Genomic DNA, 16,905 nt, shown 5'->3' with positions numbered 1-16,905 from the left:
AGCGATGATGCCATGCGCGGAAATGAAAACGCCGGGCATCGCCCGGCGTTTCCGATTCCGCTTCGGTAGGTGCCAACCTCTCCCGCAGTGGTAGGTGCCAACCTTGGTTGGCACGCACCAGAGTGCGGCGCTTACAGCTTCGCGCGCTGCTCGCGCAGGCCGGCCAGCTGAGTATTCCAGTCGGCCAGTCGCACGCGTTCCTGCTCGACCACGGCCGGCGGCACCTTGTCGGTGAACTTGGCCAGCTTGGTCTCGCTCTTTTCCTTTTCGGCTTCGACGCGGGCGATTTCCTTGTCCAGGCGCACGCGCTCGGCATCGAGATCGACCAGGCCTTCCAGCGGCACCAGCAGCTTCAGCTCGCCCACGATCGCGGCGGCAGCCGGCGGTGCGCTTTCGCCTTCGGCCAGCCACTGGACGCTGTCCAGCTTCAGCAGGAACGACAGCGAGGCGCTGAAGCGTTCGATGCGCGCGCGGTCCTGCTCCAGGCCGGCCTGCAGGCGCAGCGGCACCTGCTTGGACGGCGCGACGTTCAGTTCGCTGCGCACGCGACGCACCGCACTGATCACCGCCTTCAGCCATTCCACGTCGGCCTCGGCCTGGGCGAAATCGCCTTCGAACTCGGCGGCGGTCGGGTACGGGCGCAGCGACAGCGTGGTTTCGGCCAGGCCCAGGCGCGGGGCCAGCTGCTGCCACAGCTGTTCGGTGATGAACGGCGTGAGCGGGTGCAGCAGGCGCAGCAGCGCTTCCAGCACGTACAACAGCGTGTGACGGGTGCTCTCGGCATCCGCTGCGTCTGCACCGTTCAGGGCCGGCTTGCTCAGTTCCAGGAACCAGTCGCAGAACGCGTTCCATGCGAACTCGTACAGGCACTGCGCCAGCAGGTCGAAGCGGTAGGCGGCGAAATGGCCCTGCACTTCGGCGGTGGTGGCGGCCAGGCGCGAGAGAATCCAGCGCTCGGCATCGGTACGCGGCCTGGGAACGCCGGTGAACGCCGCGCCCTCGGTGTTCATCAGCGCGAAGCGGCTGGCATTCCACAGCTTGTTGCAGAAGTTCTTGTAGCCCTCGGCGCGGTTCATGTCGAACTTGATGTCGCGGCCGTGGGTGGCCAGTGCCGCGATGGTGAAGCGCAGCGCATCGGCACCGTGGGCGGCGATGCCGTCCGGGAATTCCTTGCGGGTGGCCTTCTCGATCTTCTCCACCATCTTCGGCTGCATCAGGCCGCCGGTGCGCTTGGCGACCAGGTCGTCGATGGTGATGCCGTCGATGATGTCCAGCGGGTCGAGCACGTTGCCCTTGCTCTTGGACATCTTCTGGCCCTGCCCGTCACGGATCAGGCCGGTGAAGTAGACGTCCTTGAACGGGATCTTCCCGACCAGGTTGTCGGTGGCCATGATCATGCGCGCCACCCAGAAGAAGATGATGTCGAAGCCGGTGATCAGCACCGACGACGGCAGGTAGCGGTCGAAGCCGCGCTCGGCCATGACCTGCTCGTTGGGCCAGCCCAGGGTGGAGAACGGCCACAGCTGCGAGGAGAACCAGGTCTCCAGCACGTCGCTTTCCTGGTTCAGCACCACCTCGCTGCCCAGGTTGTGCTTCGCCCGCACTTCCTCTTCGCTGCGACCGACGTAGCAGCTGCCGGTGGCTTCGTCGAACCACGCCGGAATGCGGTGGCCCCACCACAGCTGGCGGCTGATGCACCAGTCCTGGATGTTGTTCATCCAGTGGCGGTAGGTGTTGATCCAGTTCGGCGGCACGAAGGAAATGCTTCCGTCCTCGACCAGTTCCAGGCCGCGCTTGGCCAGGTCGTCCATCTTCACGAACCACTGGTCGGTCAGGTACGGCTCGATCACCTGGCCGGTGCGGTCACCGCGCGGCACCTGCAGCTTGTGCGCCTTGGTCTCGACCAGGATGCCCAGGTCTTCCAGTTCGGCCAGCACGGCCTTGCGCGCGGCGTAGCGGTCCAGACCCTGGAAACGCTCCGGCGCGTTTTCGTTCAGCGCTGCCACCGGGGTGAACAGGTTGATCATCGGCAGGCTGTGGCGCACGCCCACTTCGTAGTCGTTGAAATCATGCGCTGGGGTGACCTTGACCACGCCGGTGCCGAACGCGCGGTCCACGTAGTCGTCGGCGATCACCGGCACGCGGCGGCCGGTCAGCGGCAGCACCACGCTCTTGCCGATCAGGTGCGCGTAGCGCTCGTCTTCCGGGTGCACCATCACCGCCGTATCGCCCAGCAGGGTTTCCGGGCGGGTGGTGGCGACCACCAGGTAGTCGCGGGTTTCGCGCAGGGTTTCCACGCCGTCGGCATCGCGCTCGACGTGTTCGTAGCTCAGGCCCTCATCCAGCGTGTAGGCGATCGACCACAGGAAGCCGTCTTCCTCGGCGCTCTCCACTTCCAGGTCGGAAATGGCGGTCTTCAGCACCGGGTCCCAGTTGACCAGGCGCTGGCCGCGGTAGATCAGGCCCTGCTCGTACCAGCGCACGAAGGCTTCGTTGACCGCCGCCGACGGCTGCGGGTCCATGGTGAAGGTGCTGCGCGACCAGTCGGCGGAGGTGCCGAGGCGGCGCATCTGGCGCTCGATGGTATCGCCGGACTGCTGCTTCCACTCCCAGACCTTGCCGATGAAGCCTTCGCGGCCCAGCGAATCACGGGTCTCACCCTTGCCTTCCAGCGCCAGGTTGCGGCTGACCACCATTTCGGTGGCGATGCCGGCGTGGTCGGTACCGACCTGCCACAGCGTGTCGTAGCCGCGCATGCGGTGGTAGCGCACCAGCGCGTCCATCAGGGTCTGCTGGAACGCATGGCCCATGTGCAGCGTGCCGGTCACATTCGGCGGCGGCAGCAGGATGGTGTACGGCTCGCCCTTGCCGGACGGCTTGAAGTGGCCGGCCTTCTCCCAGGCCTCGTAGAGGTCGGTCTCGAAGGACTTCGGGTCGTAGCTGGAGGCGAGTTGGGTCATGCGGGGGAACCAGGAGGTAATCGTTGAAGGATCAGGGCGCGGCGGCGGCCCATCAAGGGGGCCGGGGCGCGCTTACATGTCGTGCTTGTTCAGCTCGTAACCGGCGGCCTTGTACTGGCGCCAGCGTTCGCGCAGCGGTTCGCGCGCTTCCGGATCGGCCGGGACCACTTCCAGCACGCGTTCGCACTGGCCCAGCCAGGGTTCATCGCGCAGGTTGATCACCAGCGGGCGTGCCGGCGCGTCGGTGCCGGGTACGGCGATCAGCACCAGGGCCTCTTCCTCGTCCATGTCTTCGCCGGCGATCTGGTGCGGGATGTAGGCATCGTTGTCGAACGCCCACAGCAGCTCGTCCAGCTCCTCGGCCTGGGCCTGGTCGCGGGCCAGCACCAGGGTGAACAACCCGGCGTCGTTGGCCTTGCGCGCCAGTTCGCAGACCAGGCGCAGCGGCTCGGTCAGGAAGCGGGGCTTGGCGATCAGGTAGAAGTCGGCGCGGGGCATGGCAGGATCCGGGTCAGGCAGGGGCCCGGCGGTGCCGGGCGAGGCCCTGGCCAGCGGGGGCCGGCCAGGGTCGGGTACGGCATCAGGCGCGGGCGGCCTGGTCCAGCAGCCACTGGCTCAGCAGGCCGACCGGGCGGCCGGTGGCCATGCCACGCTTGCCTTCATCGCTGGCCACGCCGGCGATGTCCAGATGGGCCCAGCGCTGGCCTTCGGTGAAGCGCGACAGGAAGCAGCCCGCGGTGATCGCGCCGGCCCAGCGGCCGCCGATGTTGTAGACGTCGGCGAAGGTCGAATCCAGCATCGGCTGGTACTCGTCCCACAACGGCAGGCGCCAGGCGCGGTCGAACACATGCTCGCCGGCGGCCAGCAGTTCATTGGCCAGGTCGTCGTGCTTGCTCATCAGGCCGGCGGTCTGGTGGCCCAGGGCGACCATGCAGGCACCGGTCAGGGTGGCGACGTCGACCAGCGCGGCCGGTTCGAAGCGCTGCGCATAGGTCAGCGCATCGCACAGGATCAGGCGGCCTTCGGCGTCGGTGTTGCCCACTTCGATGGTCTTGCCCGACATCGAGGTGATCACGTCGGACGGGCGGTAGGCGTTGCCGTCGATGGCGTTTTCCACCGCCGGCACCACCACCACCAGGTTCAGCGGCAGCTTGGCCTTGACCGCGGCGACGAAGGTGCCGATGACGTTGGCGCCACCGCACATGTCGTACTTCATCTCTTCGATGCCGCCCTGGGTCTTCAGGTTGACGCCACCGGTATCGAAGGTGATGCCCTTGCCGACCAGCACGTACGGCTTGGCGTCGCCGCCGCCGGTCCACTTCAGCACCACCAGGCGCGGGCGGTTGGCCGAACCACGCGCCACGGCCAGCAGCGAACCCATGCCCAGCGCTTCCATCTGGTGCTCATCGAGAATCTCGGCCTCGGCACCGTCATGCTCACCGGCGAACTTCACGCCCACCTCGGCCAGGTAGGCCGGGGTGCAGTAGTTCGGCGGCAGGTTGCCCAGCTCGCGGGCGAACTCGACACCGGCGGCGATGGCCTGGCCCTGGGCCAGGGCCTGGGCGTCGTCACCGGCGATGGCCAGCTGGGCCAGGCCGGCGTCGTCGGCCTTCTTCTTGCCCAGAGTGGCGGTGTAGCGGTAGGCAGCGTGATCGGCGGCGATCACCGCCTGGCGGATCGCCCAGGCCGCGTCGCGGTCCTTGATGGCCACTTCGGACAGGGTGAACAGTGCGCTGCGGGTAGCGCCCGCCTTCAGCGCGCGCACCGCGTCGCCAACGGCCTTCAGGTACTGCGGCACACCGAAGCGGGCGGCGTCACCGAGACCGACCACCAGCACGCGCGGGGCGGACACGCCCGGCAGGTCGTGCAGCAGGGTGGTGGCGCCGGTCTTGCCGGACAGGTCGCCGCGCTGGGCCAGCGAGGCCAGGCGGCCGCCGCTGGCGGCGTCCAGGGCCTGTGCGGCGGGGGGCAGGGTATGGTCGGCATACGCGCCGACCACCAGGCAATCAACGGCGGCGGCGGCCGGAGCAACGTGGTTCAGGGTGAATTCGAGGGCCATTGAGCAGATTCCATTGGCGAGTCCGTACAATCGCAGGCCGTTTACGCCCAGACAGTAGACTGGGCGGCACCGCGAACGAACCCCAGAGTTTAAACCACCGCCCCATGCTGAAGCTCGACCGATACCTGCTGGGCGATTTCGTCCAGAGTTTCCTGGCTACCCTGATCGTCCTGCTGGTGGTCAGCGTGGGCGGCGTGCTGGTGGACATCCTCGGCAACATCGCCGACGGGCGCCTGCCGGCCAAGCTGCTGTTCTCCCAGCTGGGCCTGCAGTTCATCGCCTACCTGCCACTGATCCTGCCGCTGGCGTTGATGCTGGGCCTGCTGCTGGCGGTGGCCCGTCTCTACCGCGACTCGGAAATGGCCGTCATCACTGCCATTGGCGTGGGCCCCAAACGCCTGCTGCGGCCGCTGCTGATGCTGGTGGTGCCGGTAGTGGCGCTGGTCGGCGCCTGCTCCTTGTGGCTGGGCCCGTGGGCCGGCCGGGTGGCCGAGCAGATGATCATCGAGGCCAATCGAAGCGTGCTGATGGCGGGCCTGGAGCCGGGCCGCTTCACCCAGCTGCCCAATGGTGGCGTGGTCTACCTGTCCTCGATCTCGCCCGATGGTACCCAGCTGGGCCGGGTCTTCCTGCAGCGGCAGAAGGACGATCGCCTGGAAGTGGTGTCCGCCGCAGGGGGGCGCATGTTCTTCGAAGGCGCCCGCCAGCGCTTCCTGGAGCTGGATGATGGCCACCAGGTGGAAGGACCGGTGGCCGGGGGGCTGGATTACCGCCTGGCCACCTTCGCCCGCAACGATGTGGCCCTGCCCGACGGTGCGCAGACCCGTACCGGCGATGATCCGGAACTGATGCCGACCACGCAGCTGTTCGGCGATGACCGGCCCGAGGCGCAGGCACAGCTGCATCGCCGCCTTGCCCCGCCGTTGATCGCACTGGCGTTTGCGCTGCTGACCGTGCCGCTGGGCCGCAGCTCGCCGCGCCAGCAGCGCTACGGGCGGATGATGCTGGCGCTGATGGCCTACATGGTCGGCACCAACCTGATGTTCATCGGCAGTGGCTGGATCGCCAACGGCAAGATTCCGCCTGCGCTTGGCCTGTGGTGGCTGACCCTGCCGCTGCTGGCGCTGGCGATCTGGATGTATGCACGTGATGGCCGCCTGGGCCGCCCGAAGGGAGCCCGCGCATGAGACTGCGCCCGATGCGTTTCGACCTGTATCTCGGCCAGTCGGTGTTCACCACGGTGCTGCTGACCTGGGCCGTACTGGTGGGCCTGGACGTGGTGATGGCGTTTTCCGGCGAGTTCAAGGACATCGGCAAGAACGGCTACACCCTGGGGCATGCGGCCGCCTGGGTGCTGTATACGGTGCCACGCCGTGCCTACACCATGTTCCCCACGGCTGCGGTGATCGGTGCGCTGATGGGCCTGGGCCAGCTGGCCGCGACCTCCGAGCTGACCGCGCTGCGTGCGCTGGGCCTGTCGCGCAAGCGCCTGAGCGTATCGGTGGCCATCGCCCTGTCGTTGCTTACCGCAGTGATGGTGCTCAGCGCCGAGACGCTGGGCCCCTGGGGCCAGGACCGTGCCGATGCGCTGAAGTCCAGTGCCAAATGGGGGCGGGACATCTCCACCACCCGCTATTCCGGCCTGTGGGCGCGCGAGGGCGATACCTTCCTCAGCGCCGCCGGTGGCGAAGAGCAGCTGGTGGGCGACAAGGGCACGCGGCTGATCCTGCGTGACGTGCGCCTGTATCGCATCGCCGAGGATGGTCGGATCGCCTCGCTGACCCATGCGGACACGGCCGAGCATGACCGTGACGGCTGGGTGCTGACCGGCGTGCGCCGCGATACCTTCGGTGAACGTTCGGCCACGCGCGAGGAAGTGGCGCGCGAGCCGTGGAACTCCAAGCTGGACGCCGGCGCGCTGGCCACCGGCATCGCCAAGCCGCGCAACCTCAGTGTGGCCGAGCTGCGTACCAGCATCGAATACCGCGAGCGCAACGGTCTGGACGCGCGCGACTACGAGGATGTGTACTGGAGCCGCTGGTTCTACCCGGTGAACGTGCTGGCGCTGTGCCTGGCGGCGGTGCCGTTCGCGTTCGGCTCGCTGCGCAGTGGTGGCATGGGCAAGCGCCTGTTCCTCGGCATCCTGTTCGCGCTGGGCTTCTGGCTGCTGCAACTGTTCTTCGGCCGCATGGCCGGCGCGTTGAAGTTCGATTACCGCATTGCCTATGCGTTGCCGCCGATCGTGATGCTGGCGATATCGGGATTGCTGTTCCGGCGCAAGTCGGGCTGATCCTCGTTGTTGTAGAGCCGAAGGTAGCGGCAGGAGCCGCTGCCAACGTCGCTGGCGACGGCCTGAAAGGTGCCGGCCAGGACGGCAGGCATAGCCCACGCTCGGCTGCTTTGCGCGCACCGCCCGCCAACCGAGCATCGGCTCGACTCTGCACAAGCGCCGCGCAGGATCGGATTGAAAGGTGATGCGTTACCGCTTCGGCATGCGCAGCAGGCGGGTGCCGCTGGCGCGGTCGTGCCAGGTCAGCCGCTGGCGGTCAGCCCATGCCCACCAGAATCCCAGGCCGCCCAGCAGCAGCGACAGCGTGCCCACCACGAAGCGCAGCCAAAGCTGCGTGCGTCGCAGGGGCGCGCCATCACTTGATTCCAGCTTCAAGCGCCACGGCCGCATGCCCAGCGTCTGCCCGCCGCGGCGCCAGCTGGCCGTGGCATACCACCCGGTGACCAGCCAGCACACCGCCCACAGCAGCCACTGCCAGGCGCTGAACGGTGCGATGTTCTCGCGCTGGGCGTGGCCGCTGAAGGTGTAGGCAAGGGTGAACAGGGTGCCGGCCAACATCCACAGCGCCAGCACCGGCAGCGCGTCGTAGACCATCGCCAGCACGCGCCACAGCAGCAATGCACGCGGGCGGGGCAGCTCGGTAGTGGCCGCAGGGGCCGTATCAATGGCGGGGCGGGACATGCGCCGAGCATACGCAATGCTGGCCGCATCCGCAGTGGCCCTCGTATCCTGCACGCATGGCCCTTGTTTCCACCCCCGCCGAACGCCGCCAGCTGGTCCAGCAACTGCCCGAACTGCGCGCCGACGACAGCATGCGCATCCAGCGCTTCCTCGATGCGATCTGGGCCGAGAACGGTCTGGCCCGCGCCACCCTCGACAGCTACCGGCGCGACCTGGAAGGGCTGGCGCGCTGGATGGATGGGCGCGATGGTGGCCTGGCCGGCATCGAGCGCCCGGGGTTGTTCGACTACCTGGCCTGGCGCACCCGTCATGGCTGGTCGCCGCGCAGCAATGCGCGGTTGCTGTCGGCGCTGCGGGCGTTCTTCGCCGATGGCGTGCGCCGTGGCGAGCGCGGCGAGGACCCCAGCGCGCTGCTGGATCCGCCCAAGCTGCCACGATTGCTGCCCAAGGCGCTGGCCGAAAGCCAGATCGACGCGCTGTTGGCAGCGCCGGATATCGACAGCCCGCTGGGCCTGCGCGACCGCGCCATGCTGGAGTTGATGTACGCCGCCGGCCTACGCGTGAGCGAGCTGGTGCTGCTGCCGGCCACCGCGGTCAACCTGCGCCAGGGCGTGCTGAGGGTCACCGGCAAGGGCAGCAAGGAACGGCTGGTGCCGCTGGGTGAGGAATCGCAGCACTGGCTGGAGCGCTATCTACAGGCATCGCGCCCGCTGCTGGTCGGCAAGGGCAAGGTGCAGGCGCTGGCCGATGGGCAGACCCCATTGTTTGTCGAGCCGACGCTGCATGCGCTGACCCGGCAGGCGTTCTGGCACCTGGTCAAACGCCACGCGCAGGTGGCCGGCATCGACCCGGCGCGGATCAGCCCGCACGGCCTGCGCCACAGCTTCGCCACCCATCTGCTCAACCGCGGTGCCGACCTGCGCGCGCTGCAGATGCTGCTTGGCCACAGCTCGTTGTCGACCACCCAGATCTACACCCTGGTGGCGCGCGAGCACCTGCAGAAACTGCACGCCCGGCATCATCCGCGCGGCTGAGCCGTGTCCTGAACCCCGGCCCCGGGCGGTGCGCGGCGTCGCGGCCCGGTGCCGGTGGCTGTGTCAGAATCCGGGGTCTTCTTCTGTCGCGGACTGCTCCATGCTCCGATTTGCCATCGCCGCCGTGTTCGGTGCGCTCAGCCTGACTGCCTGCGCCCAGCCGGCCCCGCCAGCCGCCAAGGCGCCTGCCGCCGCTGCCAAGCCCGGCCCGGCCGCCAACGCGCCTGCCGACCAGGCCGTGCGCGCCGCGTTGACTGCCCTGAACCCCGGTTTCAAGGTGGACTACATCGGTGCCGCGCCGTTCCCCGGCTTCCGCGAGGTGGTCGTTTCCGGCCAGCTGCTGTACGTATCCGACGACGGTCGCTACCTGTTCCAGTCGCAGCCTTACGACACCCGTGCCAAGGGCCCGGCCAACAGCGAAGGCCTGCTCGGCTATCGTCGCGATCTGCTGGCCAAGGCCAACCACGGCGACCGCATCGTGTTTGCTGCGCCGAATGCCAAGTACACCATCAGCGTGTTCACCGACATCGAGTGCGGCTATTGCCGCAAGCTGCACCAGGACATCGCCGAGCTCAACCGCAACGGTATCTCCGTCGAGTATCTGGCATTCCCGCGCATGGGCCTCGGCAGCAAGGACTACTCCGACATGATCTCGGTCTGGTGTGCGGCCGATCGCCGCCAGGCACTGACCAACGCCAAGCGCGGTGGCAACGTGCCGGCAAAGAACTGCACCAACCCGGTGGCGATGCAGTACGCACTGGGCCAGCAGCTGGGCGTGAACGGCACGCCGGCGATCTTCGCGCCGGACGGCACCCAGCTGGGGGGCTACCTGCCGCCGGCGCAGCTGCGCGCGGCGCTGGAAAAACTGTCGGCCAAGCGCTGATCGTCGCCGACCTTTTCCTGTAGAGCCGGGGATGCGTGTCGCATCCCCGGCTTTTTTCTTACTTCAGGCCATCACTGACCGCCTTGGTCAGCGTGCCCTGTGCATCGTCACCACTGAACTCCCAGACGAACGCGCCGCCCAGGCCCTGGGTCTTCACGTAACCCATCTTGCGGGTGATGTTGGCCGGGGTGTCGAAGCTCCACAGCGTGCTGCCGTTGTAGATCCAGGTGGCACCTGCGGTGTTGTCGGTGTAGCCCGGCCACGCCAGGTTCTTCAGCACCTTCCAGTCTTCGATGCCGGCCTCGTAGGTACCCGGGGCAGCGCCGGTCGCGGTCTGGTACAGGCCGTTGTTGGCGTTGGCCACACCGGTCCAGCCACGCCCGTAGTAGCCGATGCCCAGGTTGAGCTTGGCGGCAGGCACGCCACGGCTGATGAAGGCCTCGATGGCGTCGTTGCTGTTGTACAGCTTCTGGTCGCCGGTGGACGGATCACTCGGCGAATCAAACAGCGCCGACTGGTGATTGGTCTTCGCATCCCACGCGCCGTGGAAGTCGTAGGTCATCACGTTGATGTAGTCCAGGTACGGGTGGTACGCGGCCGGGTCGGTGACGCGGATCTTGTCGATGCCGGCACCCACCGCCACCGTCAGCAGCAGGCCCGGACGCACTGCATCGAGCTGGCGGCGGAACTCGGCCATCAGCGCGGTGAAGTTGGCGTTGTCTTCCGGCTTGCCGCATTCGATGCCGCACGCCACCGGGTATTCCCAGTCGATGTCGATGCCGTCGAACACGCCCAGCGCGGCACCGGCACCACCGGCACCGTCGGTTACCGGCAGGTTGCCCTTGATGTAGGCATCGATGCACGAGGCGACGAAGGCCTGGCGGTTTTCCGGGCGCGCCGCGCTGGAGAAGCCGCGCGACCAGGTCCAGCCACCCAGCGAGATCAGCACCTTCATGCCGGGGTACTTGGCCTTGAGCTGCTTGAGCTGGTTCCAGTTGCCGCGCAGCGGCTGGTCCCAGGTATCGGCGCTGCCGCTGACACTCTCGGCGGCACTGAAGGCCTTGGTGTAGTCGGCGAAGGCATCACCACCGGCACCGCTGTTCGGATCCGACGGCTGGGTGACGCCCACTTCGCAGCGGTTGTTGCGCACGTTGCCGAACGCGTAGTTGATGTGGGTCAGGCGCGCGGCCGAACCGCTGCTGTCGATGTTCTTGACCCGGTAGTTGCGGCCGTAGATGCCCCACTGGGTGAAGTAGCCGATGACCCGCTTGCCGGTAGTGCCGCCGTCGCCGGCCAGCGTGGTGGCGCTGATCTCGGTGCCCTGGGCGGACGCGTTGCCGGCGTTGTCGCGGGCACGCACACGGTAGCGGTAGGTGGTCGATGCAGTCAGGCCGCCATCGACGTAGCTGGCACTGGATGGTGAACCGACCAGGCTGCCGTTGCGGTACACGTCATAGCCGGCCACGCCGCTGCCACCGGTGTTGTCGGTGGACGGGCTCCAGCTGAGCGCGATGCTGTTGGCGGTACGCGTGCCGACCGCCAGTCCGCCCGGCACGCTCGGTGCGGTGGTATCGCCACCGGCGGCGTTGACGGTGATGGTGATGGTCGCGGTGCTGCTGGTGGCGTTGTTGTTGTCGGTGGCTACCGCGCGCAGGGTGTGGCTGCCGGCGCTGGCATTGGTCCAGCTGGCCGCATACGGCGCACTGGTGGCCACGCCCAGCGTGCTGCCATCGCGGAAGAACTCGACCTTGGCGACGCTGCCGTCCGGATCACTGGCGGTGGCGGTCACGTTGACCGTGCTGCCGGCGCTGAAGGTGGCGCCGTTGGCCGGCGAGGTCAGGCTGACCACCGGCGGCTGGTTGGCGCCGCTGCCATCGCAGGCACCGAGGTTGGTGTAGTAGGGCGCACCGGCCGGATGGTCTGGCGGCGCGTTCCAGATGTCCTGGTTCGCCCGATAGAGGACGCCTCCTTTCTGCAGGGTATCGCCGGCCCGGTAGATCTTGGCCTGGTCCCACTGGGCCACGCCGGCACAGCTGGCGGCCTGCGCCAGGCCGGGCAGGGCAGCGGCACCGGCGGCCACGGCGAGCAGCCAGGCCAGGCGGCGGGGACGACAGCTTCGGGTCGCACGTTCGGCACTGCGCACAATCGGGTCGTACATGGGTAAGTCTCCGATCAAAGGGCGCGCGGGCCCCGATGGCGCCGCGCGTGACGCAGGTCCGGGCGTCGCCCGGGAAGGCGACGGGTGGGGCCGGACGGAGGTACCTGGGAGGCCGGGGAGAGAGTCCGGCACCAGGTGGGGACAACGTTGTCATCAATCGCGTGGTCAATCCGTGAGCAAGCGCATGGTTCCGGGATTCGGATGGAGAGCGGCGCTGCGCGCGGTCGGCGGCCATCGGCGGAGCCCCCTCGTGGCTGGGGTGGGTCGCTTACAGCGGATTTCTGGGGGTTGGCCGGGCGGGTGGGCTGCGCAGGGGACGCTGCAAGTACGTCCATGTAAGCTCGGTCGCCGCATCCATGCGGCTCACGCCCCTGCGCAGCCCACCCGCCCGGCCACGGACAGGTTCCTGCGCGGCCAGCCACGAAAGGCAGAACAAAAAATCAAAAGCAGAAGCCGGTCGCTGCGCTCTCCAATGCCTGATTTCTGATGTTCCCTGGTTGCCGGTCAGCGGCCGGCACTACCGGGGAGTATCCACGCATGGCGTGGATCTACCGTAGATCGCGGAAATCTGTCGGAGGCGGGGTGGGTCCGGTGGCGGGGGTGTCCGCGGCATGGATGCCGCGGCCAAGCCCCCAAGGACGGGTTTACGGCGTCCCCCGCCACCGGCCCCCCCCCGCCATCCCACGGGAACCCCGCTTTTGCTTTGGCCGTTGCTGTTGCTGTTGCTGTTGCCCTGGCCTCGGCGGGTGCCGGGCGCCGCCCGGCCAAAGCCCTTCCCCCGCTTCCGGTACAATGTCGGGCCCGTTTCCCAACTACGGTTCCCCGGACATGATGGTCCTCGAGGGCGCGCCCGCCCTGTCGCCGTTCCGCCGCGAACGTCTTGAATCCCGCCTGCAGTCCATCGCTCCCTCCCTGCGCATCAGCGGTGCCTGGCACGTCTACTTCGTGCAGCCCGAAGGCAGCGCCGCTCCCGACCTCGCCACCCTGTGCCGCATCCTCGAAGCTGCGCCGCAGGCAGAAGCCGTGGCCGACGGCGCGGTCAGCCGCATCGTGGTGCCGCGCCTGGGTACGCTGTCGCCGTGGTCGAGCAAGGCCACCGAACTGGTGCGCGGTGCCGGCCAGCCGGTGAGCCGGGTCGAGCGGGGCCTGCGTATCGACGTGCAGGGCTGGCCGGCCGATGCCGACGTGCAACAGGCCCTGGTCAAGGCGCTGCACGACCCGATGACGCAGTCAGTGCTGGAGACCGTGCAGCAGGGCCAGGCGCTGTTCTCGGCGCCCGCCCGCGGCGAACTGGAACGCGTGCCGGTGGACCAGCTGGAGGCTGCCAACGAGCGCCTCGGCCTGGCCATGGCCCAGGACGAGATCGATTACCTGCGCGAACGCTTCACCGCGCTGGGCCGCTCGCCGTCGGACGTCGAACTGATGATGTTCGCGCAGGCCAATTCCGAGCACTGCCGCCACAAGATCTTCAACGCCAGCTGGACCATCGACGGCCAGGAGCAGGACCGCTCGCTGTTCCGGATGATCAAGAACACCCACCAGCAGACCCCGCAGCACACGCTCAGCGCGTACAGCGACAACGCCGCGGTGATCGAAGGCCATCCGGCGTCGCGCTACCGCCCCGATCCGGCCAGCGGCGAGTACCGTCGTGAACCACAGGTGCCCAGCGCGTTCCAGATCAAGGTGGAGACCCACAACCACCCGACCGCCATCGCACCGTTCCCGGGCGCCTCGACCGGCGCCGGTGGTGAAATCCGCGACGAAGGCGCGACAGGCCGCGGCGGCAAGCCGAAGGCCGGCCTGACCGGTTTCTCGGTCTCGCACCTGCGCATTCCCGAGCTGCCGCAGCCGTGGGAAGCGCCGCGCGCCCTGAACCCGCGCATGGCGCCCGCGCTGGAAATCATGACCGATGGTCCGCTCGGCGGCGCCGCGTTCAACAACGAGTTCGGCCGCCCGAACCTGCTTGGCTACTTCCGCAGCTTCGAGCTGCCGGAAGGCGCCGATCTGGTGCGTGCCTACGACAAGCCGATCATGCTGGCCGGCGGCCTCGGCGCCATCGACCGTACCCAGGTCGACAAGATCCAGCTGCAGCCCGGTGATGCGGTCATCGTGCTCGGTGGCCCGGCGATGCTGATCGGCCTGGGTGGCGGTGCCGCCAGCTCGGTGGCCTCCGGCGAAAGCGCCGAGGACCTGGATTTCGCCAGCGTGCAGCGCGACAACCCGGAAATGGAGCGCCGCTGCCAGGAGGTCATCGACCGCTGCGTGGCGATGGGCAGCAACAACCCGATCAAGTTCTTCCACGACGTCGGTGCCGGTGGCCTGTCCAATGCCATCCCCGAGCTGCTACACGACTCCAAGGTCGGTGGCGTGATCGATCTGGGCAAGGTGCCCACCGATGATCCGTCGCTGTCGCCGATGCAGCTGTGGTGCAACGAATCGCAGGAACGCTACGTGCTCGGCGTCGCCCAGGAGCGCCTGGCCGAGTTCGCCGCGCTGTGCGCCCGCGAGCGCTGCCCGTTCGCTGCGGTCGGCGTGGCCACCGCCGAGGAACACCTGGTGGTGGCCTATGGCGCCGTGCCGGGCCACACCCCGGCCGAGGCGCCGATCGACCTGCCGATGGACGTGCTGTTCGGCAAGCCGCCAAAGATGCACCGCGATACCGCACACCCGCCGGCACCGCGCTGGCCGGCGCTGAAGACCGCGGGCCTGGACCTGCAGGAAGCGGGCCTGCGCGTGCTTGCGCACCCGACGGTGGCCTCGAAGAACTTCCTGGTCACCATCGGTGACCGCAGCGTCGGTGGCCTGACCGCACGCGAACAGATGGTTGGCCCGTGGCAGCTGCCGGTGGCCGATGTGGCCATCACCGTGGCCGACTTCGACGGCGTGGCCGGCGAGGCGATGTCGATCGGCGAGCGCACCCCGCTGGCCCTGCTCGATGCGGCGGCTTCGGCACGCATGGCCGTGGGCGAAGCGTTGACCAACCTGTGCGCGGCCTCGGTCGATGCGCTGGATGAGATCAAACTGTCGGCGAACTGGATGGCCGCGGCCGGCCACCCGGGCGAAGACGCGCTGCTGTACGACGCGGTGAAGGCCGTGGGCATGGAACTGTGCCCGCAGTTGGACATCAGCATTCCGGTGGGCAAGGACTCGCTGTCGATGCAGGCGCAGTGGCACGACCAGGGCCAAGCGCACAAGAGCGTGTCGCCGGTGTCGCTGGTGATCTCTGCGTTCGCACCGGTCGCCGATGTGCGCCAGCAGCTGACCCCGCTGCTCGACCGCGACGTGGAAAGCGAGCTGTGGCTGATCGGCCTTGGCGCCGGCAAGCAGCGCCTGGGCGGTTCCATCCTGGCTCAGGTGCATGCCGACCACGGTGACCTGCCGGCGTTCGCCGGCGCTGCCCCGGATCTGGACGACCCGCAGCGCCTGCGTGGCTTCTTCGAGCTGATCCGCGATGCGCGCCAGGCCGGCCTGCTGCTGGCCTACCACGACCGCAGCGACGGCGGTGCCTTCGCCGCGCTGTGCGAAATGGCCTTCACGTCGCGCCTGGGGCTGGACATCACCCTCGATGCCTGGGGCGACGATCCATTCCGCAGCCTGTTCAACGAAGAGCTGGGCGCGGTGGTGCAGATCGCACGCGAAGACCGCGCAGCGTTCGCCGATCTGGTCGAGCGCCATGCACTGACCGAGTGCGCGCAGCGCATCGCCAAGCCGACCACCGCACCGGTGGTGCGCGTGTCGCTGGCTGGCGAGAACCTGGCTGAATGGCGCTGGGAGTCGCTGTTCGACGCATGGTGGTCGGTCACCCACGCGATGCAGAAGCGCCGCGACAACCCGGCCAACGCCGACGCCGAGCGTGAGATCGCCCGTGCCTTCAACGCACCGGGCCTGAAGCCCAAGCTCAGCTTCGACATCAATGAAGACGTGGCCGCCCCGTTCATCAGCACCGGTGCGCGTCCGCGCGTGGCCGTGCTGCGCGAGCAGGGCGTCAACGGCCAGATCGAAATGGCGAACATCTTCGAACGTGCCGGCTTCCGGCCCTTCGATGTGCACATGAGCGACCTGATCGAAGGCCGCGTCGCCCTGCAGGACTTCACCGGCCTGGTCGCCTGCGGCGGCTTCAGTTACGGCGACGTGCTTGGCGCTGGTCGTGGCTGGGCCACCTCGATCCTGGAGCGCAGCGCGCTGCGTGATGCCTTCGCCGCGTTCTTCGCGCGCGAGGACAGCTTCGCCCTGGGCGTGTGCAACGGCTGCCAGATGATGAGCCAGCTGAAGGACATCATTCCCGGTGCCGAACACTGGCCGCAGTTCCGCCGCAATGCCAGCGAGCAGTTCGAAGCCCGTACCGCGCTGCTGGAAGTGGTGGAATCTCCGTCGATCCTGCTGCGTGGCATGGCCGGTTCGCGCCTGCAGGTGGCAGTGGCGCATGGCGAAGGCCAGGCGGTGTTCGACAACGCGGTCGACCAGGCCGCGGCCCGTGTTTCGCTGCGCTATATCGATGGCCACGGCAACGTGGCCAGCCAGTACCCGCTGAATCCGAACGGTTCGCCGGACGGCATCACCGGCCTGACCAGCAGCGACGGCCGCGTGACCATCATGATGCCGCACCCGGAACGCACCCCGCGCGCGCTCAACATGAGCTGGGCCCCGGCGGAGTGGCAGGGTGATTCGCCGTGGATGCGCATGTTCCGCAACGCGCGGGTGTGGTGCGGCTGATCGCACCACACCGCGCAGGCTTCAATGCCGTTGCGTATGGAAAAACCCGCCGTTGATCGGCGGGTTTTTTCTTTGCGCGTGTGAAAATCCTGATGCACCCGCGAGTTACATGGATTTTCAGGCGACA

General features: G+C 68.1%; 10 protein-coding genes. 5 read left to right on the top strand and 5 right to left on the bottom strand.

Annotated features, from left to right (window positions below; all coding sequences use genetic code 11):
• Positions 1 to 131: 131 nt before the first annotated feature.
• From AC5P6X_RS14400 to AC5P6X_RS14390, 3 genes are all read right to left on the bottom strand, one after another.
• Positions 132 to 2,960 carry a valine--tRNA ligase gene (locus AC5P6X_RS14400; protein ID WP_099606013.1) on the bottom strand — a complete coding sequence of 943 codons (2,829 nt, stop codon included), beginning with the start codon at positions 2,958 to 2,960 and terminating at the stop codon, positions 132 to 134.
• A 72-nt stretch (positions 2,961 to 3,032) separates the two neighbouring features.
• Positions 3,033 to 3,458 carry a DNA polymerase III subunit chi gene (locus AC5P6X_RS14395; RefSeq protein WP_005408012.1) on the bottom strand — a complete coding sequence of 142 codons (426 nt, stop codon included), beginning with the start codon at positions 3,456 to 3,458 and terminating at the stop codon, positions 3,033 to 3,035.
• An 82-nt stretch (positions 3,459 to 3,540) separates the two neighbouring features.
• Entirely contained in the window at positions 3,541 to 5,019 is a 1,479-nt protein-coding gene (locus AC5P6X_RS14390; RefSeq protein WP_049450010.1) for a leucyl aminopeptidase, read from the bottom strand.
• A 104-nt stretch (positions 5,020 to 5,123) separates the two neighbouring features.
• Between AC5P6X_RS14390 and lptF the strand changes: the two genes are divergently transcribed.
• Positions 5,124 to 6,206, top strand: coding sequence for an LPS export ABC transporter permease LptF (gene lptF, locus AC5P6X_RS14385; RefSeq protein ID WP_005408014.1), 1,083 nt, complete (start codon positions 5,124 to 5,126; stop codon positions 6,204 to 6,206).
• Positions 6,203 to 7,309, top strand: a complete 1,107-nt coding sequence (lptG, locus tag AC5P6X_RS14380; RefSeq protein ID WP_005408015.1) for an LPS export ABC transporter permease LptG — start codon at positions 6,203 to 6,205, stop codon at positions 7,307 to 7,309. The genes lptF and lptG overlap by 4 nt, the downstream gene beginning before the upstream one ends.
• Positions 7,310 to 7,498: 189 nt before the next feature.
• Here lptG and AC5P6X_RS14375 read toward each other — a convergent pair whose 3' ends face one another.
• Entirely contained in the window at positions 7,499 to 7,990 is a 492-nt protein-coding gene (locus AC5P6X_RS14375) for an RDD family protein (protein WP_033834373.1), read from the bottom strand.
• Between the two features lie 56 nt (positions 7,991 to 8,046).
• Between AC5P6X_RS14375 and xerD the strand changes: the two genes are divergently transcribed.
• Both xerD and AC5P6X_RS14365 read left to right on the top strand, forming a co-directional pair.
• The gene (xerD, locus tag AC5P6X_RS14370; protein WP_024958537.1) at positions 8,047 to 9,024 is read left to right on the top strand and encodes a site-specific tyrosine recombinase XerD; all 978 of its coding nucleotides are present in this window, start codon (positions 8,047 to 8,049) and stop codon (positions 9,022 to 9,024) included.
• Positions 9,025 to 9,124: 100 nt separating this feature from the next.
• Positions 9,125 to 9,907, top strand: coding sequence for a DsbC family protein (locus AC5P6X_RS14365; RefSeq protein ID WP_088437026.1), 783 nt, complete (start codon positions 9,125 to 9,127; stop codon positions 9,905 to 9,907).
• 58 nt (positions 9,908 to 9,965) lie between these two features.
• On the opposite strand, the gene AC5P6X_RS14360 is transcribed toward AC5P6X_RS14365, so the two are convergent.
• The gene (locus AC5P6X_RS14360; protein WP_099606014.1) at positions 9,966 to 12,065 is read right to left on the bottom strand and encodes a glycosyl hydrolase family 18 protein; all 2,100 of its coding nucleotides are present in this window, start codon (positions 12,063 to 12,065) and stop codon (positions 9,966 to 9,968) included.
• Between the two features lie 828 nt (positions 12,066 to 12,893).
• Between AC5P6X_RS14360 and purL the strand changes: the two genes are divergently transcribed.
• Positions 12,894 to 16,778 carry a phosphoribosylformylglycinamidine synthase gene (purL, locus tag AC5P6X_RS14355; RefSeq protein ID WP_176414785.1) on the top strand — a complete coding sequence of 1,295 codons (3,885 nt, stop codon included), beginning with the start codon at positions 12,894 to 12,896 and terminating at the stop codon, positions 16,776 to 16,778.
• The last annotated feature ends 127 nt before the right edge of the window (positions 16,779 to 16,905 follow it).

It is taken from the genome of Stenotrophomonas sp. YJH_SMC_40 (assembly GCF_059368615.1).
The sequence above is the reverse complement of the archived record's forward strand: the minus strand, read 5'-3'. Positions and strand labels throughout refer to the sequence as shown.

Coding starts and splice junctions, on each gene's coding strand:
- AC5P6X_RS14400 (WP_099606013.1), bottom strand. CDS start 2,960: ATGACCCAACTCGCCTCCAGCTACGACCCGAAGTCCTTCGAGACCGAC.
- AC5P6X_RS14395 (WP_005408012.1), bottom strand. CDS start 3,458: ATGCCCCGCGCCGACTTCTACCTGATCGCCAAGCCCCGCTTCCTGACC.
- AC5P6X_RS14390 (WP_049450010.1), bottom strand. CDS start 5,019: ATGGCCCTCGAATTCACCCTGAACCACGTTGCTCCGGCCGCCGCCGCC.
- lptF (WP_005408014.1), top strand. CDS start 5,124: ATGCTGAAGCTCGACCGATACCTGCTGGGCGATTTCGTCCAGAGTTTC.
- lptG (WP_005408015.1), top strand. CDS start 6,203: ATGAGACTGCGCCCGATGCGTTTCGACCTGTATCTCGGCCAGTCGGTG.
- AC5P6X_RS14375 (WP_033834373.1), bottom strand. CDS start 7,990: ATGTCCCGCCCCGCCATTGATACGGCCCCTGCGGCCACTACCGAGCTG.
- xerD (WP_024958537.1), top strand. CDS start 8,047: ATGGCCCTTGTTTCCACCCCCGCCGAACGCCGCCAGCTGGTCCAGCAA.
- AC5P6X_RS14365 (WP_088437026.1), top strand. CDS start 9,125: ATGCTCCGATTTGCCATCGCCGCCGTGTTCGGTGCGCTCAGCCTGACT.
- AC5P6X_RS14360 (WP_099606014.1), bottom strand. CDS start 12,065: ATGTACGACCCGATTGTGCGCAGTGCCGAACGTGCGACCCGAAGCTGT.
- purL (WP_176414785.1), top strand. CDS start 12,894: ATGATGGTCCTCGAGGGCGCGCCCGCCCTGTCGCCGTTCCGCCGCGAA.